At 71.7% G+C, this 17,891-nt stretch carries 20 protein-coding genes; 17 read left to right on the top strand and 3 right to left on the bottom strand.

What is annotated here, in order from left to right; all coding sequences use genetic code 11:
* Positions 1 to 82 precede the first annotated feature (82 nt).
* The 5 genes from Q1B24_RS12080 (at position 83) to Q1B24_RS12060 (ending at position 5,062) form a co-directional block, all read left to right on the top strand.
* Positions 83 to 1,252 (top strand): site-2 protease family protein, encoded by a 1,170-nt coding sequence (locus tag Q1B24_RS12080; RefSeq protein WP_299928525.1) that lies wholly within the window; start codon positions 83 to 85, stop codon positions 1,250 to 1,252.
* 35 nt (positions 1,253 to 1,287) lie between these two features.
* Positions 1,288 to 2,259 carry a tRNA (adenine-N1)-methyltransferase gene (locus Q1B24_RS12075; protein ID WP_299928522.1) on the top strand — a complete coding sequence of 324 codons (972 nt, stop codon included), beginning with the start codon at positions 1,288 to 1,290 and terminating at the stop codon, positions 2,257 to 2,259.
* Positions 2,256 to 2,795, top strand: coding sequence for a GrpB family protein (locus Q1B24_RS12070; RefSeq protein WP_299928518.1), 540 nt, complete (start codon positions 2,256 to 2,258; stop codon positions 2,793 to 2,795). Before Q1B24_RS12075 ends, Q1B24_RS12070 begins: the two co-directional genes overlap by 4 nt.
* 138 nt (positions 2,796 to 2,933) lie before the next feature.
* Positions 2,934 to 4,679, top strand: coding sequence for a proteasome ATPase (arc, locus tag Q1B24_RS12065; protein WP_299928515.1), 1,746 nt, complete (start codon positions 2,934 to 2,936; stop codon positions 4,677 to 4,679).
* 17 nt (positions 4,680 to 4,696) lie between these two features.
* Positions 4,697 to 5,062, top strand: coding sequence for a hypothetical protein (locus Q1B24_RS12060; protein WP_299928512.1), 366 nt, complete (start codon positions 4,697 to 4,699; stop codon positions 5,060 to 5,062).
* Positions 5,063 to 5,228: 166 nt separating this feature from the next.
* Here Q1B24_RS12060 and Q1B24_RS12055 read toward each other — a convergent pair whose 3' ends face one another.
* A complete protein-coding gene (locus tag Q1B24_RS12055; protein WP_299928509.1) occupies positions 5,229 to 5,852 on the bottom strand; it encodes a class I SAM-dependent methyltransferase in 624 nt (207 codons plus the stop codon).
* 77 nt (positions 5,853 to 5,929) lie between these two features.
* Between Q1B24_RS12055 and dop the strand changes: the two genes are divergently transcribed.
* The 4 genes from dop to prcA all read left to right on the top strand — a co-directional run bounded on the left by dop (position 5,930) and on the right by prcA (position 9,714).
* Positions 5,930 to 7,450: a depupylase/deamidase Dop gene (gene dop, locus Q1B24_RS12050; protein ID WP_299928506.1), complete on the top strand. Its 1,521-nt coding sequence runs from the start codon at positions 5,930 to 5,932 to the stop codon at positions 7,448 to 7,450.
* A 229-nt stretch (positions 7,451 to 7,679) separates the two neighbouring features.
* Complete coding sequence (locus Q1B24_RS12045; protein WP_172261243.1) at positions 7,680 to 7,877, top strand: ubiquitin-like protein Pup; 198 nt, start codon at positions 7,680 to 7,682, stop codon at positions 7,875 to 7,877.
* Positions 7,874 to 8,704 (top strand): proteasome subunit beta, encoded by an 831-nt coding sequence (prcB, locus tag Q1B24_RS12040; protein WP_299928499.1) that lies wholly within the window; start codon positions 7,874 to 7,876, stop codon positions 8,702 to 8,704. The genes Q1B24_RS12045 and prcB overlap by 4 nt, the downstream gene beginning before the upstream one ends.
* A 17-nt stretch (positions 8,705 to 8,721) precedes the next feature.
* Positions 8,722 to 9,714: a proteasome subunit alpha gene (prcA, locus tag Q1B24_RS12035; RefSeq protein ID WP_299928496.1), complete on the top strand. Its 993-nt coding sequence runs from the start codon at positions 8,722 to 8,724 to the stop codon at positions 9,712 to 9,714.
* A 25-nt stretch (positions 9,715 to 9,739) separates the two neighbouring features.
* Here prcA and Q1B24_RS12030 read toward each other — a convergent pair whose 3' ends face one another.
* Positions 9,740 to 10,150, bottom strand: a complete 411-nt coding sequence (locus Q1B24_RS12030; RefSeq protein WP_299928493.1) for a hypothetical protein — start codon at positions 10,148 to 10,150, stop codon at positions 9,740 to 9,742.
* A gap of 10 nt (positions 10,151 to 10,160) precedes the next feature.
* Positions 10,161 to 10,715 (bottom strand): hypothetical protein, encoded by a 555-nt coding sequence (locus Q1B24_RS12025; RefSeq protein WP_299928490.1) that lies wholly within the window; start codon positions 10,713 to 10,715, stop codon positions 10,161 to 10,163.
* A gap of 103 nt (positions 10,716 to 10,818) precedes the next feature.
* Here Q1B24_RS12025 and pafA point away from each other — a divergent pair, with 103 nt between their 5' ends.
* The 8 genes from pafA (at position 10,819) to Q1B24_RS11985 (ending at position 17,889) form a co-directional block, all read left to right on the top strand.
* The gene (gene pafA / locus Q1B24_RS12020; RefSeq protein WP_299928488.1) at positions 10,819 to 12,180 is read left to right on the top strand and encodes a Pup--protein ligase; all 1,362 of its coding nucleotides are present in this window, start codon (positions 10,819 to 10,821) and stop codon (positions 12,178 to 12,180) included.
* Between the two features lie 159 nt (positions 12,181 to 12,339).
* The gene (locus tag Q1B24_RS12015; protein ID WP_299928486.1) at positions 12,340 to 13,251 is read left to right on the top strand and encodes an FKBP-type peptidyl-prolyl cis-trans isomerase; all 912 of its coding nucleotides are present in this window, start codon (positions 12,340 to 12,342) and stop codon (positions 13,249 to 13,251) included.
* Between the two features lie 45 nt (positions 13,252 to 13,296).
* The gene (locus tag Q1B24_RS12010) at positions 13,297 to 14,277 is read left to right on the top strand and encodes a WYL domain-containing protein (RefSeq protein ID WP_299928483.1); all 981 of its coding nucleotides are present in this window, start codon (positions 13,297 to 13,299) and stop codon (positions 14,275 to 14,277) included.
* Positions 14,274 to 15,269 carry a WYL domain-containing protein gene (locus tag Q1B24_RS12005; protein ID WP_299928481.1) on the top strand — a complete coding sequence of 332 codons (996 nt, stop codon included), beginning with the start codon at positions 14,274 to 14,276 and terminating at the stop codon, positions 15,267 to 15,269. The genes Q1B24_RS12010 and Q1B24_RS12005 overlap by 4 nt, the downstream gene beginning before the upstream one ends.
* 46 nt (positions 15,270 to 15,315) lie before the next feature.
* Positions 15,316 to 15,618, top strand: coding sequence for a Sec-independent protein translocase subunit TatA (tatA, locus tag Q1B24_RS12000; RefSeq protein WP_299928863.1), 303 nt, complete (start codon positions 15,316 to 15,318; stop codon positions 15,616 to 15,618).
* A 20-nt stretch (positions 15,619 to 15,638) separates the two neighbouring features.
* Complete coding sequence (gene tatC, locus Q1B24_RS11995) at positions 15,639 to 16,475, top strand: twin-arginine translocase subunit TatC (protein WP_299928478.1); 837 nt, start codon at positions 15,639 to 15,641, stop codon at positions 16,473 to 16,475.
* Between the two features lie 23 nt (positions 16,476 to 16,498).
* On the top strand, positions 16,499 to 16,909 hold the full coding sequence (locus tag Q1B24_RS11990) for a hypothetical protein (protein WP_299928475.1): 411 nt from the start codon (positions 16,499 to 16,501) through the stop codon (positions 16,907 to 16,909).
* Between the two features lie 74 nt (positions 16,910 to 16,983).
* Complete coding sequence (locus tag Q1B24_RS11985; RefSeq protein ID WP_299928472.1) at positions 16,984 to 17,889, top strand: diacylglycerol kinase; 906 nt, start codon at positions 16,984 to 16,986, stop codon at positions 17,887 to 17,889.
* Positions 17,890 to 17,891 lie beyond the last annotated feature (2 nt).

Below are 17,891 nucleotides of genomic sequence, written 5' to 3'. Positions count from 1 at the left end.
GGCGCGGTTCACCCTAGGCGAGGCGTACGACAGCGCCTCGGCCCACGCCGTCGCCGTCGGGACCCTTGGCTAGGCTTGGCTGGTGGCCGACCCGACCGATCCAGCCGATGCCGACGGACCGCGGCGGTCGGCGCCGCGCGCCCGGGGCACGATCCGGATCGGGTCGATCGTCGGGATCGACGTGCTCATCACCACCTCGTGGTTCGTCGTCGCCGCGCTGATCTCGCTGATCTTCGGCCCGCGCATCGAGGCGGCCCAGCCGGGCCTCGGGTTCTGGAAGTACGTCGCCGGCTTCGCCTTCGCCGTCGTGCTCTACCTGTCGGTGCTGCTCCACGAGGCCTCGCACGCCGTCGTCGCCAAGCGGCTCGGCTACGGCGTCAACTCGATCACGCTGCACTTCCTCGGCGGCATGACGGAGGTCGACGGGCAGTCCAGGCGACCGCGGCACGAGTTCTGGATCGCCGTCGTCGGCCCGCTCACCTCGATCGCGGTCGGTGCTGCAGCCGGTGCCGTGGCCTACGTGATGTCCGACGGTCTCGTCCGCGAGGCGATGCTCCTCCTGGCCGGGGCCAACCTGCTCATCGGCGTGCTCAACCTCGTCCCGGGCCTGCCGCTCGACGGCGGACGCGTGCTCAAGGCGCTGGTCTGGGGCGCCTCCGGCGACCAGCACCGCGGCAGCATCGTCGCCGGCTGGGGCGGCCGGATCACCGCCCTGGCGCTGCTCGCCTGGCCGCTCGTCCAGGAGCGCGTCATCGGCGAGCCGCCGACGATCCTCGACCTCGTCCTCGTCTTCATCCTCGGGCTGTTCCTGTGGAGCGGGGCGACGGCGGCGATGGCCCACGCCAGGCTCCGGCAACGGCTCCCCGCCCTGGTCGCGCGGCCCCTCGCCCGGCGTACGCTCACCGTCCCCGAGGACCTGCCGCTGGCCGAGGCCGTACGCCGCGCGCAGGAGGCACAGGCCGGCAGCATCGTCACCGTGACCCCCGACGGCACTCCTGTGGGCATCGTCAGCGAGGCGGCCGTGACCGCCATGCCAGCGGAGCGTCGTCCGTGGGTGGCCGTCTCGGCGGTCGCGCGCACGATGGAGGAGGGTCTGACGCTGCCCGCCACGGTCGCGGGGGAGGACCTCATCCTCGCCATCAGCCGACGTCCGGCGGAGGAGTACCTCCTGGTCGAGGCCGACGGCCGGATCTACGGCGTCCTGTCGACCGCTGACGTCGACCGGGCCTTCCGCGACAACGCTCGCCGCTGAGGGAAATCGCGGGTCGCGATACTAGGGTTCGCGCCATGTCCGAGCCTTCTCCCGACGTCCCCGCCGAGGCCTGGTCCGGCGTCCACCGCGGCCCCCTGCGTGAGGGCGAGTGGGTCCGCCTGGTCGACAACAAGGGGCGCAAGCACAACTTCGAGCTCGTCGCGGGCAAGCGGTTCTTCTCCAACAAGGGTCACCTCGACCACGACGACATGATCGGCCGCGAGGAGGGCTTCACGCTCGTCTCCTCGGCGGGCGGCCAGTACCTCGTCTTCCGCCCGCTGCTCAACGAGTTCGTGGTCTCCATGCCGCGCGGGGCGGCCGTGGTCTACCCGAAGGATGCCGCCCAGATCGTGGCGCTGGCCGACATCTACCCCGGTGCACGGGTCGTCGAGGCCGGGGCCGGCTCGGGTGCGCTGACCTGCTCGCTGCTGCGCGCCGTCGGCCCGTGGGGCCGGGTGACCTCTTTCGAGCTCCGTGAGGAGTTCGCGGACGTCGCCCGGCGCAACGTGCACCAGTTCTTCTCCGCCCCCGAGGGCCAGACCCACCCGGCCTGGGACCTGCGGCTCGGCGACCTCAAGGAGGGTCTGCCCGCGCTCGAGGGTCAGGTCGATCGCGTCATCCTCGACATGCTGGACCCGTGGAACTGCATCGACGCGGTCGCCGACGCGCTCGTGCCCGGCGGCATCGTCTGCGCCTACGTCGCCACCACGACGCAGCTGTCCCGGGTCGTGGAGACCCTGCGGGTGCACGGCGGCTTCACCGAGCCCCAGCCGTGGGAGTCGCTGGTGCGCGACTGGCACGTCGAGGGCCTCGCGGTGCGCCCGGGCCACAAGATGATCGGCCATACCGCCTTCCTCGTCACCGCGCGGCGGATGGCGCCGGGGGAGAAGCCGCCGCGCAAGACCCGTCGCCCCGCTCCCGGCGCCTACGGTCCCGACTACACGGGCCCCCGCCCGGCCGACGTACCTGCACCGGAGCCCGCCGAGCTCGACCAGACCGACGGGTGAGCATCGAGGTCGTCGACTGGTCCCCGCGCTGGGCCGAGCAGTTCGACAAGGTGGCGACCGTGCTGCGCATGGCGCTCGCCGACGTGGCCTCGGCCAGGGTCGAGCACGTCGGCTCGACGTCGGTGCCGGGGCTGGCGGCCAAGCCGGTCCTCGACGTCGACGTCATCGTCGACGCACACGACGTCCCCCAGGCGATCGCGGCCCTGGAGGGGGTCGGCTACGTCCATCGTGGCGACCTCGGGGTCACCGGTCGGGAGGCGTTCCACGCGCCCGACGGGCCGCGACGCAACGTCTACGTGTGCGTGGCCGGCACCGCGAACGTGCGCAACCACCTCGCCGTACGGGACGTGCTGAGGTCGCGCGACGACCTGCGTGAGGCGTACGCCGCGGTGAAGCGCGCGCTGGCGGCCAACCCCGCCATGGACATCGACACCTACCTCGCCGGGAAGTCCGCGGTGCTGCAGCAGGTGCTCGAGGCGTCGGGCGAGCTCACCCAGGCCGAGCTCGACGCGATCCGGCGGCTCAACGGCGCCTGATGCGGGACATGGCGCGGGACATGGCGCGGGACATGGCGCCCAGCCGACGCCAGAGTTGCGAAACGGTGACCAACACAGCGAGATATCCACTTCCGTCCCATGGATCCATGAGTAGTGTCATGTGGCAGGAGGTGCGAGATGTCTGAGCCGACACGTGAGCAACTTGCCACCCAGGTGCGCTACCTGGAGGCCGAGGTCACCGACCTGCGCCGCCGTCTCGAGGACCTGCCCGGTCAGTCGCGGGGGCTGGAGACCCGCCTGGCCGACGCGCAACGATCCCTCGCTGCCATCTCGAGCCAGAACGAGCGGCTCGCCCAGACGCTGCGCGACGCCCGTGACCAGATCACGACGCTCAAGGAGGAGGTCGACCGCCTGGCGCAGCCGCCGGCCGGGTTCGGCACGTTCCTCGGGCGCAACGACGACGACTCCGTCGACGTCTTCACCGGCGGTCGCAAGCTGCGCGTCAGCGTGAGCCCGGCCGTGGAGCTCGACGGCCTCGTCCGCGGGCAGGAGGTCATGCTCAACGAGGCGCTCAACGTGGTCGCCGCCCTCGACTTCGAGCAGGTCGGCGAGGTCGTCATGCTCAAGGAGATCCTCGCCGACGGCGAGCGGGCGCTGGTGATCGCCAACGCCGACGAGGAGCGCGTCGTACGCCTCGCGGAGCCGCTGTGCGCCGAGGACGTCACGATCCGGGCCGGCGACTCGCTGCTGCTCGACACCCGCGCCGGCTACGTCTACGAGGTCGTGCCGAAGTCGGAGGTCGAGGAGCTGGTGCTGGAGGAGGTGCCCGACATCGACTACACGCAGATCGGCGGCCTCACCACCCAGATCGACGCCATCCGCGACGCCGTCGAGCTGCCCTACCTGCACCCCGACCTGTTCAAGGACCACGAGCTGAAGCCGCCGAAGGGCGTGCTGCTCTACGGTCCGCCCGGGTGCGGCAAGACGCTGATCGCCAAGGCCGTCGCGAACTCGCTGGCCAAGAAGGTCGCCGAGCGCACCGGCGCGTCGGGGAAGTCCTACTTCCTCAACATCAAGGGTCCCGAGCTGCTCAACAAGTACGTCGGCGAGACCGAGCGCCACATCCGCCTGGTCTTCCAGCGGGCGCGCGAGAAGGCGTCGCTCGGCACCCCGGTCATCGTGTTCTTCGACGAGATGGACTCGCTCTTCCGCACGCGCGGATCCGGCGTCTCCTCCGACGTGGAGAACACGATCGTGCCCCAGCTGCTGAGCGAGATCGACGGTGTCGAGGCGCTCGAGAACGTCCTCGTGATCGGTGCGTCCAACCGCGAGGACATGATCGACCCCGCCATCCTGCGTCCGGGTCGCCTCGACGTGAAGATCAAGATCGAGCGCCCCGACGCCGAGTCGGCGCGCGACATCTTCTCCAAGTACCTCACCCCGACCCTGCCCCTGCACGCAGAGGACCTCGCCGAGTTCGGCCAGGACCGCACCGCCACCGTCAACGCGATGATCCGCGCGACCGTGGAGCGGATGTACACCGAGTCGGAGGAGAACCGCTTCCTCGAGGTGACCTACGCCAACGGTGACAAGGAGGTCCTCTACTTCAAGGACTTCAACTCGGGCGCGATGATCCAGAACATCGTCGACCGCGCCAAGAAGATGGCGATCAAGGACTTCCTCGACAGCGACCTCAACCCGGCGCAGCGTGGACTGCGGGTCCAGCACATGCTCCAGGCGTGCGTGGACGAGTTCAAGGAGAACGAGGACCTGCCCAACACCACCAACCCCGACGACTGGGCGCGGATCTCGGGCAAGAAGGGTGAGCGCATCGTCTTCATCCGCACGCTGATCACGGGCAAGCAGGGCACCGAGCCGGGACGGTCGATCGACACGGTCGCCAACACCGGCCAATACCTGTGACCGGACCGGAGCGCGCGATGGGACGCGAGGACGACCTCGGCCACGGCGACATCGAGGCCGCCCTCGCCGCCCGCCGCGAGCTCGGCGCCCGCTACGACGCCGAGCTCGTGGACGGCTTCGCCGAGAGGATCGAGCGGGCGGTGGAGCGGCGGGCCGCCGAACGCGGCGAGCTGCAGCAGCGTCGTACGGCTGGCACAGAGGGCGGACGAATCCGGCAGTTCGTCCTGGGCGTGATCTCGGTCGGCGTCGGGGTCCCGATCACGATCGTGCCGATGGTCGCCACGGACAACGGCCTCCCTGCCGTCATCGTGGCGTGGTTGGGCATCGCCGGCGTCAACGCCGCCCACGCCTCGGCGGTCAACGGTCCGCGCCGACACGACTGACGCGCGCGACACCCCTCCGGAGGAGTTGCCGGCACGGCTCGAGCACTAGGTTGGCCGGATGCGAACCATTCTGATCATCGTCGTCATCGTCGTCATCGTGCTGTTCCTCGCCGGGTTCCTCCGCCGCGGGCGCTGACCGCTCTCGACGCCCTGCCTGCTCGTGGCGTCAGCCGGCGACCAGCCGGTAGACATACGTCCACGGGCGGGCGAGGGCCGGTCCGGCCAGGTAGTCCTGCTCGCGGTGCTCCACGCGCCACCCCACTGACTCCAGCAGGGCAGGCATGTCGCGCGTGAGGTGACACCCGCCGGCGACCGCGCCCCACGGAGGTTCGATGCGCCGCTGCCAGCGACGTACGGACTCCTCGGGCGCGATGCCGTGCTCGAGCGCGTGCAGCCGACCGCCCTGACGCACCACCCGCCTGGCCTCACGCAGGGCCTCCAGCGGGTCGGGGATCGTGCACAGGCTGAACGTCACCAGCGCGCTGTCGTGCGAGTCGTCCGGCAGGTCGAGACGTTGTCCGTCGAGCCCGGCGCGCTGGATGGGTACGGCGCTGCGCGAACGTCGCGGCTCGGACAGCTCCCAGCCGACGTCCGAGGGCTCGATCGCCGTCACGGACGTGACGTCCGGGGGATACCAGCGGACGTTGAGCCCGCTGCCGAAGCCGATCTCGAGCACGCGGCCGGTCAGCCCGGCGCAGGCGGCCGCGCGCAGCTCGCCCACCTCGTGCCCACGCAGCGCCCGGTCGGTCAGTCGCGGCAGCACTCGCTCGTCCCACACCCGTAGGCTCACCGCATGACCTCCACCCCGCAGTGTTCTTCGCGTCCCCCGCTGCGCTCCTCCCTCGAACAACACGGCGGGGGCCCCGGATGAGCGTACGACGCGTGATGGGCACGGAGGTCGAGTACGGCATCTCGGTGCAGGGCCAGCCGTCGGCCAACCCGATGGTCGCGTCCTCGCAGATCGTCAACGCCTACGCCAGCTCGACGGTGAAGGCCCGGCGGGCGCGGTGGGACTTCGAGGAGGAGTCCCCGCTGCGTGACGCGCGCGGCTTCGACATGGCCCGCCAGGTGGCCGACCCGAGCCAGCTCACCGACGAGGACCTCGGCCTCGCCAACGTCATCCTGACCAACGGCGCGCGGCTCTACGTCGACCACGCCCACCCGGAGTACTCCTCGCCGGAGGTGACGACACCGCTCGACGTGGTCCGCTGGGAGAAGGCGGGGGAGCAGGTGATGCTCGACGCGTCGCGGATGGCGGCGCAGGTGCCCGGCAGCACGCCGATCGTGCTCTACAAGAACAACACCGACAACAAGGGCGCGTCCTACGGCGCCCACGAGAACTACCTGATGCGGCGCTCGACGCCGTTCGCCGAGATCGTGCGGCACCTCACCCCGTTCTTCGTGTCCCGGCAGGTGGTCACCGGAGCAGGGCGGGTCGGCATCGGGCAGGACGGCCGCGACACCACCCCGGAGCGGGGCTTCCAGATCAGCCAGCGCGCGGACTACTTCGAGGTCGAGGTGGGGCTGGAGACGACCCTCAAGCGGCCGATCATCAACACCCGCGACGAGCCGCACGCCGACCCGGCTCTCTACCGGCGCCTCCACGTCATCCTCGGCGACGCCAACCTCGCCGAGGTCTCCATCTACCTCAAGTCCGGCACCACCGCGTTGGTGCTCGCGATGATCGAGGACGGCTTCGTCGACCGCGACCTGAGCGTCGAGGGGGCCGTCAAGGCGCTGCGCGACGTCTCGCACGACCCGACGCTGCGCCACCTCGTCACCCTGCGCGACGGGCGACGGCTCACCGCCGTGCAGCTGCAGCTGGAGTACCTCGACCTGGCCAGGAAGTACGTCGAGGACCGCTACGGCGCCGACGCCGACGAGCAGACGGTCGACGTCCTCGCGCGGTGGGAGTCGGTGCTGACCCGCCTCGAGCGCGACCCGATGGAGTGCGCCACCGAGCTCGACTGGGTCGCCAAGCTCAAGCTGCTCAACCAGTACCGCGACCGCGACGACCTCGACTGGGACGACGCCAAGCTGCACCTCATCGACCTGCAGTACGCCGACGTACGTCCCGACAAGGGGCTCTACCACCGCCTCGCCGCGGCCGGCCGCATCGAGCGGCTGCTGGACGACGCCACCATCGAGGCGGCCATGCACGACCCGCCGGCGGACACCCGCGCCTACTTCCGCGGCCGGTGCCTCGACAAGTACGCCGACTCGGTCGCCGCCGCGTCGTGGGACTCGGTGATCTTCGACCTGCCCGGCCGTGAGTCGCTCCAGCGGGTGCCGACCATCGACCCGCTCCGCGGCACCAGGGCCCACGTCGGGGAGCTGATCGACCGCAGCGACTCCGCCCAGGCGCTCGTCGCCGCCATCACCCGCTGACCCGGTCCGCGCCTGCGCCTGTCCGGGGACTCCCCGCTCGAGCGGGGAGTCCGCCACCTGGTGGCCGTTGCAACCCCCTCGAAGTGTCGGACTTCCCCGCCAGGTCGGCTCCCGGGGCCCGCACGGCCAGGCGGGGCGCCGCGTCGATCGCGGTGCCGGCGTACGACGCGAGACGTCCGCCCACCGCGAACCTCCTTGTGGCGTCGGTGGGAGTGGATAGGGTCGGGACATGGCCCAGGAGCAGAAGCAGCCGCGCAAGTCCTCCCAGGAGGAGACGGCGACCGAGGAGGTCGTGGAGACCGACGTCGCCGAGCGCAAGGAGATGATCGACGAGGACGTCGACGCGATCCTCGACGAGATCGACGAGGTCCTCGAGACCAACGCCGAGGACTTCGTGAAGTCGTTCATCCAGAAGGGCGGCCAGTGAGCGACCCCCGCCTGCCCACGTCGTTCATGACCCCCGGCACCTCGAGCTTCGCCGACTTCCTCGGCGCCGAGGCCCCGGACCTGCTGCCGTCGAGGCGCGCCGTCCCCACCGGCAGTGCCGGTGACCTGGCACCCCACGGCACCACGATCGTCGCGGCCACCTTCGAGGGCGGCGTCGTCATGGCCGGCGACCGCCGCGCCACGATGGGCAACATCATCGCCCAGCGCGACATCGAGAAGGTCTTCCCGGCCGACGAGTTCTCCGTGGTCGGCATCGCCGGCACCGCGGGGCTGGCCGTGGAGATGGTTCGGCTGTTCCAGACCGAGCTCGAGCACTACGAGAAGATCGAGGGCACCACGCTGTCGATGGACGGCAAGGCCAACCGCCTCGCCGCGCTGATCCGTGCCAACCTCGGCCTCGCGATGCAGGGCCTGGCCGTCGTTCCGCTGTTCGCCGGCTACGACCTCGCGGCCGGCCAGGGCCGGATCTTCAGCTATGACGTGACCGGCGGGCGCTACGAGGAGACGGCCTTCCACTCCGTGGGCTCGGGCTCGCTGTTCGCCCGCGGGTCGTTGAAGAAGCTCTACCGCGACGACCTCGACGCCGAGGGAGCGGTCACCGCCCTCGTGCAGGCGCTCTACGACGCCGCCGACGACGACTCGGCCACCGGCGGTCCCGACCTGACGCGTCGCATCTTCCCGGTCGTCCACGTGATCACGCCCGACGGCGGCCGGCGGCTGCCCGACGACGAGGTGTCGGCCATCGCCGACCGGATGATCGCCGCCCGGATGCAGCGACCCGACGGCCCGGTCGCCCCCCTCACCTGACGTAGGAGCCAGTTCCCATGAGTATGCCGTTCTACGTCTCGCCCGAGCAGCTGATGAAGGACCGGGCCGACTTCGCCCGCAAGGGCATCGCCCGAGGTCGCTCGGTCATCGCCGTGCAGTACGCCGACGGCGTCCTGTTCGTCTCGGAGAACCCGTCCCAGGCGCTGCACAAGGTCAGCGAGATCTACGACCGCATCGCCTTCGCGGCCGTCGGTCGCTACAACGAGTTCGAGAACCTGCGCATCGCCGGCGTCCGCCTCGCCGACATGCGCGGCTACGCCTACGACCGCCGTGACGTCACCGGTCGCGGCCTGGCCAACGCCTACGCCCAGACGCTCGGCACGATCTTCTCCTCCGGGGGCGAGAAGCCCTACGAGGTCGAGATCTTCGTCGCCGAGGTCGGCGACACGCCCGAGGACGACCAGCTCTACCGGCTCACCTACGACGGCCAGGTGGCCGACGAGCACGGCTATGCCGTGATGGGCGGCGCCGCCGACGTCGTCGCGGGCCACCTCGCCGAGCACTACGTCGCCGGCGGCTCGCTCGAGGAGACGCTGCGGACGGCGGTCGCGGCCCTGGGGCACAGCGAGACCGAGGACCGGGTCATCCCGGCCGGCGCCCTCGAGGTCGCAGCGCTCGACCGCACCCGCACCCAGCCCCGCAAGTTCCTGCGCCTGCGCGAGGCGCGGCTCGTCGAGATCCTCGGCGGTCGTGGCAGCGAGGAGCCCGACACGCCCGCGCCCGAGGACGCCCTCGCCGGCTCCGGGCCGCGACACTCCGGTCAGGACGACCCCACCGACCCCACCGACCAGGTCTCCGGCGCCACGCCGCCCCTGGAGGACCCGGTCACGGGGGAGCCGCCGGTCGCACCGCCCGTCGCCCCCCCGGTCGCCCCGCCCGCGCCGGCGCCCGGTCCGGGCCAGCCGGGCCAGCCGGGCCAGCCGGGCCAGCCGGGTCAACCTCCGACGCCCGGCGCCCCGCCGCCTCCGACGGAGCCCGGCCAGGTCTGAGCGGCTGCGCGCCCGCTCCGGGCAGTCAGCGCAGGTGGAGCCCCGGCCACTCCGCCGTGGGCTCGGTCGGGATGCCGCTGAGTCGTCGGCGGTAGCGCACCAGCGGGCCGAACTCAGCCAGGGCGCTCCACAGCCGCTGGTGTGCGGCCCAGGGGAGCGGACCCGAGGGACGCACGTTCCCGTCCGGTCCGAACTCGTGCCAGGCGTCGCCGAAGCCGATCCAGGCGGGCGTCCACCCGGCGGCGTCGTCCCACGCGCCCTGACGCTGCTCCACCAGGCGCCGGCGGAGCTGGAACTCCATCCGGGCGCCGTCCACGACGACGGGTGCGGTGCGCACGGGCCACAGCCACATGTCGTCGGTCATCACCCGCAGCTCGAGGTCCTCGACGACGGCCGGCGCGGCCAGCACGGTCGCGACGAGGTGGCGGGCTCCCATGGGGGAACGCTCACCCGCGCGGCACCGGATCGTCAAGGTCGTGTCGTCCTCCGCGAGACCGGGCGTCCTGCCGGCGTTCGACCAGGCTCATCCCCAGCGAGGCACCCGCCGCGGCGACCCCCAACCACATCCGGGGACGGCGTACGCCGCGACGGAGCAACCAGCCCTCGGCCCACCCGTCCGCCGCCTGTCCGCCCCGGCTCACCCCGGCGACGAGCGCGCCGGCGGCCAGGGCGAGGCCCGTCGTCGTCGCGGCCCCGAGGGGGTGCGGCCGTTCGGCCGGCTCGACCTGCTGGTCCGTCTGGTCCGTCGGCTGGTCCTTCCCGCCGAGCTGCCCGGGGTGACGGACCATCCAGGCCGTGCCGGCTGCGACGAGGGCACCCGTCCCGCCGTGCAGCGCCCATCGCGTCGGCCGCGACCAGCGGTGCACCGGCATCCGCGCGGTGACCACGCCGGTCACCGCCGCCGTCAGCAGGTGGTACGGCCAGGAGCCCACCAGCGTCGACTCGGAGCGCTGTGGGACGGCCGGGGCGGGCGGGCGTGGGGCGGCAGAGGTGTCGTCCATGCGGGCAACCTAGGCGTCCGCGCCAAGCCGGGCGCGGCTCGCCGGACACGAATTCCGGGCGCACTGCCGTACGACGCGTGGTCCGCGGACCTAGTGTGGGCCCATGGACCGTCGGATCTTCGGCATCGAGAACGAGTACGGCGTCACGTGCACGTTCAAGGGGCAGCGCCGGCTCAGCCCCGACGAGGTCGCCCGCTACCTCTTCCGCAAGGTCGTCAGCTGGGGACGCTCCTCCAACGTGTTCCTCCGCAACGGTGCCCGCCTCTACCTCGATGTGGGCAGCCACCCGGAGTACGCCACCCCGGAGTGCGACGACATCGTCGACCTCGTCACGCACGACAAGGCGGGCGAGCGCATCCTCGAAGGTCTGCTGCTCGACGCCGAGGAGCGGCTGCACGAGGAGGGGATCGCCGGCGACATCTACCTGTTCAAGAACAACACCGACTCCGCCGGCAACTCCTACGGATGCCACGAGAACTACCTCGTCGGCCGGGCGGGGGAGTTCAGCCGGCTCGCCGACATCCTGATCCCCTTCCTGGTCACGCGACAGATCGTGGTCGGCGCGGGCAAGGTCGTGATGACCCCGCGCGGGGCGTCGTACAGCGTGAGCCAGCGCGCCGAGCACATCTGGGAGGGCGTCAGCAGCGCCACCACCCGGAGCCGACCCATCATCAACACCCGCGACGAGCCGCACGCCGACGCCGAGCGGTTCCGCCGCCTCCACGTGATCGTCGGCGACTCCAACATGAGCGAGACCACCACCCTGCTCAAGGTGGCCTCCTGCGACCTCGTGCTGCGGATGATCGAGGAGGGCGTGGTGATGCGCGACCTCACGATGGAGAACCCGATCCGCGCCATCCGGGAGATCAGCCACGACCCCACCGGCCGTCGCAAGGTGCGCCTGGCCAACGGACGCGAGGCGAGCGCCCTCGAGATCCAGGGTGAGTACCTCGCGAAGGCGCGCGACTTCGTGGACCGCCGACAGATCTCCACACCGACGATCGAGCGGGCGCTCGACCTGTGGGAGCGCGGCCTCAAGGCCGTCGAGTCCGACGACCTCGGCCTCGTGGACCGGGAGATCGACTGGGTCATCAAGCTCAAGCTCATCGAGCGCTACCGCGCCAAGCACGGCCTCTCCCTCGGTGACGCCCGCATCGCCCAGCTCGACCTCGCCTACCACGACATCCACCGCGGACGCGGGCTCTACTACCTCCTCGAGAAGCGCGGCGCCGTGGCCCGGGTGAGCAGCGACCTCAAGATCTTCGAGGCCAAGAGCGTCCCGCCGCAGAACACCAGGGCGCGCCTGCGGGGCGAGTTCATCCGCCGGGCGCAGGAGCGCCGTCGCGACTTCACCGTCGACTGGGTGCACCTCAAGCTCAACGACCAGGCGCAGCGCACCGTGCTGTGCAAGGACCCCTTCAAGGCCTACGACGAGCGCGTGCAGCGGCTCATCGACGGCATGTGACCTTGGCCCGCGACCGGCGCCGCCCGGTCCTCCGGCGGTGTCGCGACGGGTGGCGTGGGTCGGCTGGATAGGGTGTCCCGGCAACGCCGACCCGATCGAACAGGTGAATCCGTGTCTCGTGTACGTTCCGCTGCCCTCTGCGGTGTCCTCTCCCTCAGCATGCTCGGACTGGCCGCCTGCGGCTCCGGGTCCAGCGACGCCGAGGAGGGCGGCGCGTCCCTCAGCTCGGTGACCATCGAGGGCGAGCAGGGATCGGAGCCGAAGGTCACCTTCGACGGCCGCCTCGACGCCTCGCAGGAGGAGACCGAGGTCCTGGTCGAGGGCGACGGCGAGGAGGTCGCCGCCGGCGACACCGTCAAGGCCAACTGGTGGATCGGCAACGGCTTCACCGAGAAGAAGGCCCAGAGCACCTGGACCAAGGACGGCGCACCCCAGTCGCTCGAGGTCTCCGAGGAGATCGTGCCGTTCCTGCGCGACACCCTCGTCGGCAACCAGGTCGGCGACCGCGTCGTGCTGCTCACCAGCGCCGAGGACGCCTTCGGCGAGGGCGGCCGCCCCGACATCGGCATCGGCAACCGCGACGCCGTGCTCGCAGTCGTCGACATCCTCGACCGCTCGGAGACCGTGCCGCCGCTCGACGGCCCGCAGGGCGAGGAGAAGAAGCCCGCCGGCTGGGCCCCGGAGCTGATCGAGGAGGACGGCGTGGTCACGGGCCTCGACTTCAGCACCGCCCACAAGCCCACCGGCAAGCTGATCGCCACCACCCTGGTGAAGGGTGACGGCGCCAAGGTGAAGTCCGGTCAGACCCTGACCGTCGACTACCTCGGCCAGGTCTACAACGCCGACGAGCCGTTCGACGAGTCCTACAGCGGGGAGCCCGCCGAGTTCCCGATCGGCGTCGGCCAGGTCATCCCGGGCTGGGACGAGCGGCTCGTGGGCCGCACCGTCGGCTCGCGGGTGATCCTGGAGATCCCGCCCGCCGACGGCTACGGCGAGCAGGGCAACGAGCAGGCCGGCATCAAGGGCACCGACACGCTGTTCTTCGTCGTCGACATCCTCGCCGCCTCCTGACCCGACCGGACGGCGCACGACACGAGCAGGGGAGAGGGGGCAGGCATGGTGCAGCCACGAGCAGAGCGGCTGATGAACCTCCACATCCTGCTGCTCGGCGCCAAGCGCTTCATCGGCAAGGACGCGATCCGCGAGGCGTGTTACCCCGAGCACGCCCGCGGACCGGCCGGCGACGAGGCGTTCGAGCGCGCCTTCGAGCGTGACAAGGACGCGCTGCGACAGATCGGCGCCGTCATCGAGGTCGGCAGTGCCGACGCCTTCTTCGACGACGAGATCGGCTACCGCATCCCGACCGAGCAGACCTCGCTCCCCGAGATCCGCTTCGAGTCCGACGAGGCGGCCGTGCTCGGCCTGGCGGCCCAGGTCTGGCAGCACGCGACGCTCGCGAAGGCGACCGGCCGTGCACTCGCCAAGCTCAAGGGCCAGGGCGTCGAGATCGACCCCTCCCGCCTCGAGGTCGTCGCCCCGGCCATCACCGCCGACGAGCCGGCGTTCGAGCCCCTGTGGGACGCCATCGGCAAGCGCCGCCAGGTCAGCTTCCCCTACCAGCGCGCCGACGAGACGCAGCCGACCACGCGCCGGGTCCAGCCCTGGGGCCTCGCCCGCTCCTCGGGGCGGTGGTACGTCGTCGGCCTCGACGTCGACCGCGGCGCCGAGCGCGTCTTCCGGCTCTCGCGCATCGTCGGCACCGTCCGCGCGACCGGCAGGTCGGGGGCGTACGACGTCCCTGCCGGCACCGACGTCCGCGAGACCGCCCGGCGGCTCTCGCCGTCGTACCCCTCCGTCCGGGCGCAGGTCCGGGTGCGGCAGGGCACCGGGGTTGGCCTGCGACGGCGTGCCGAGTCGGTGACCCCGATCCCGGACAGTCCCGGGTGGGACGCCCTGGTCGTCGAGGGCCCGGTGCACGAGCTGTCCGACGAGGTCCTGACCTACGGCGCCGACGTGGTCGTGGACGAACCGCGGTCGCTGCGCGACGACGTGGTCGCCCGGCTCCGCGCCGTCGCAGCGACGGGGGAGGCACCGTGACGGTCCAGACAGGGGACACCGCCCCCGACCAGGTGGCACGGCTGCTCGCGCTCGTGCCCTACCTGCTCGCCCGGGGCGAGGTGCGGCTCGAGGACGCCGCCGCCCACTTCGGCACCGACGCCGACCAGATCGAGCGCGACCTGCGCCTGCTCTTCATGACCGGCGTGTCGCCGGGGCTGCCGGGCGACCTGATCGAGGTCGACCTCGAGGCGCTCGAGGGCGACCGGATCATCCGGGTCGACAACGCCGACTACCTCGCCCGGCCCGTGCGCTTCTCACCCGCCGAGGCCACCTCGCTGGTCGTGGCGCTCCGGACGATGGTCGACACCGCCCCCGCCGAGGCCCGCGAGGTCATCGAGCGGACCCTGGCCAAGCTCGAGGAGGCCGCCGGCCAGGACGGGGAGGGTCTGCTCCGCCTGCACGTGACCCCCACGCCGCTCGAGAGCAGCGCCGTCGTCCCCGTGCTGGAGTCGGCCCTCGCCCGCGGCCACCAGGTCGAGATCACCTACCACGTGCCCTCGCGCGACCAGGAGTCGCGACGGGTCGTCGACCCGCGGGGCCTCGCCCGGGTCGAGGACCTGCTCTACCTCGACGCCTGGTGCCACACCGCGGGCGGCGACCGGGCCTTCCGGGTGGACCGCATCGTCGCCGCCACCGAGCTCGACAGCCCGGTGGCCGACCCGGGCGCGCGCGCCCGCGACCTCACCGGCGGCTGGTTCACCGACGCCGAGACCACGACGGTCACCCTGCGCCTGGCGCCGCCCGCGCGGTGGGTGGTCGAGTACTACCCGGTGACCGGTCGGCGTCCCGGGCCCGACGGCACGATCGACGTCGAGCTCGAGGTGGCCAGCGAGGAGTGGGTGAAGTCCCTGCTGCTGCGCCTGGCCCCGCACGCCGAGCTGCTCGCTCCGGCGGCGTACGCCGAGGCGTTCCGGACCGCTGCCCGGGCGGCGCTCCACCTCTACGACGACGACGGCGTAGACTCCGAATGACGTCCTGAACGTGATCCACCACACCACCAATGACGGAGTGACCAAGATGATGGACCCGATGATCGGCATGCCGCAGGGCCTCGAGTGGCTCGTGATCCTGGCGATCGTGGTGCTGGTGTTCGGTGCCGCCAAGCTCCCCGACCTCGCCCGCAGCTCCGGCCAGGCGCTGCGCATCTTCAAGACCGAGACCAAGGGCATGCGCGACGACGACAAGGACACCGACAAGACCCCTGAGCAGCGCGAGATCGAGGCCCGCAACCAGGCCCACGACCCCGCCCAGGGTGGCGAGGTGCGCAACGAGGCCTCGGGCGAGGTGCTGCGCGAGCGGCGCGACGACACCACCGCCTGATCGCCGGAGTCCAGAAGAGCGTGAGGATCGCCGGTCTCGTCGGCCTGTTCAAGGGGCCGTCGCCCGACGCCGTGGGCCCGGACGGCCGGATGGCGCTCGCCGACCACTTCCGTGAGTTCCGGGCGCGCCTGTTGCGCTGCCTGCTGGTGTTCTCCCTCGCCCTGGCGGTGGCGTTCGTGTTCCGGCACGCCATCTACGACGCGGTCTACGGCCCCTACCAGGACGCGCAGGAGACCCTCGCTCCAGGCACGTCGATCGCCACGACCAGCGGCGCGGGCGCGGGCCTGCTGCTCTGGCTGACCCTGTGCGGCTTCGCCGCCGCCATCGTGACCGCGCCCTACTGGCTCTACCAGATCTGGGCCTTCGTGCTGCCCGGGCTCTACGCCCAGGAGCGCAAGATGAGCCGCGTCTTCGTGGCCGTGGCCGGTCCGCTCTTCCTCACCGGCATCGTGCTGGGCTACGTCACGCTGCCGATCGCGCTGGAGGTGCTGATCGGCTTCAACCCCGACGGCGTCACCAACCTCATCGACTTCAACGACTACCTCCAGTTCTTCACCCGCACGCTGTTCGTGTTCGGACTGGCCTTCAACATCCCGGTCTTCGTGGTGCTGCTCAACTTCGCCGGCGTGGTCAAGGGTTCCTCCCTCAAGGCCTACCGTCCGTGGATCGTGATCGGCACCTTCATCTTCGCCGCGGTCGCGACCCCGTCGGCCGACCCCTTCACGATGACCCTGATGGCCGTGCCGATGGTGCTGCTGTTCTTCGCCTCCGAGGCGATCGCGCGGTTCAACGACAAGCGTCGCGCCCGCCGGGCCCCCAACGCCGGGCTCTCGCCCGACGAGCTGTCCTCCATCTGAGGACGCTCTGACAGGGTGGACCCATGCAGGCCACCCTCACCGACATCGACCCGTTCGACCTGCCGGAGTGGCTCGGCACCGGTGACGTGGTGTGGTGCGCGGACGCCGGTCTGCAGACCGGCTACCTCGTCCGCGGCCGGCTGACCGCAGGGACGGTGCCCGACGGGTCCACGGCGTCCGAGGAGATCGTCTGCGACCTGCTGGCCGTCGACGAGGCCTACCCCGCCCCGGTAGTCGACGACGCGACCCGGCTGCGGGTGCACCAGGCATGGCGCCACGGCCAGGTCGTCATCGGCGAGCACGACTCGCGGATGGTCCTGGCCGTCCCCGGGACCCGGTTCGGACCCGAGCTGGTCCTGGAGGCACTGTCCCGGCTCGCCCGCGCGGTGGGCGCCCGCGCCGAGCGCTACGCCGCCCTGCTGCGGCTGGGTTGACCCGCGGCCGGCACCGACGTCGCGGCGCCGTCGAACGGCGCAGCGCGGTCGGTGCCGGGGGATAGGGTCGCGCCATGCACGACCCGGCTGTGCCCGACCGCCCCGTGCGGGGGCGCGAGATCGCCCTGCTGACCAACCCGACGGCCGGCCGCGGCCGGGGCGCGCGCCACCGCGACGCCGCCCTGACCCGGCTGCGCGAGAGCGGCTTCGTCGTACGCAACCTGCAGGGCCGTGACGCGGACGAGGCCGCCGACCTGGCCAGCGCGTGCGTCGCGGACGGGGTCGAGGCCCTCGTCGTGTGCGGCGGCGACGGGCTGGTCCACCTCGGCGTGCAGGCCGTCGCCGGCACCGGCACGCCCCTCGGCCTCATCCCCAGCGGCACCGGCAACGACGTCGCCCGCTACCTCGGCCTCCCGCGCACCGACCCGGTCGCGGCCGCCGACCGGATCATCGCCTCCCGGCTGCGCACGATCGACCTCGCCCGCAGCGGCGAGCGGTGGTTCGTCACCGTCCTGGCGGCGGGCTTCGACGCGATCGTCAACGAACGCGCCAACACGATGACCTGGCCCCGCGGCCAGATGCGCTACAACCTCGCCACGCTGGCCGAGCTGCGCACCTTCCGTCCGATCCCCTACGTGCTCCAGCTCGACGACGAGACGATGGAGCACGAGGCGATGCTCGTCGCCGTCGGCAACGGACCGTCGTTCGGCGGCGGCCTGCGGATCACCGAGGGTGCGCTCCTCGACGACGGCCTGCTCGACGTCGTGGTGATCACCCGGATGAGCAAGTCCAAGCTGGTCCGCTCCTACCCGCGGTTGTTCACCGGCCGCATCGACGGTGTGGCGGAGTACGTCCACCGTCGCGTCCGCACCGTGACCGTCGCGGCGCCTGGCATCGTGTCGTACGCCGACGGTGAGCGGTTTGGCCCCCTGCCCCTGACCATCGAGTGCGTCCCCGGCGCCCTCGACGTGATTGCATGAGG

Origin of the sequence: uncultured Nocardioides sp. (assembly GCF_947488025.1) — a bacterium.
Taxonomy (GTDB): Bacteria; Actinomycetota; Actinomycetes; order Propionibacteriales; family Nocardioidaceae; genus Nocardioides.
Note: the sequence above shows the minus strand (reverse complement) of the source record. Positions and strands in the feature narration are given on the sequence as shown.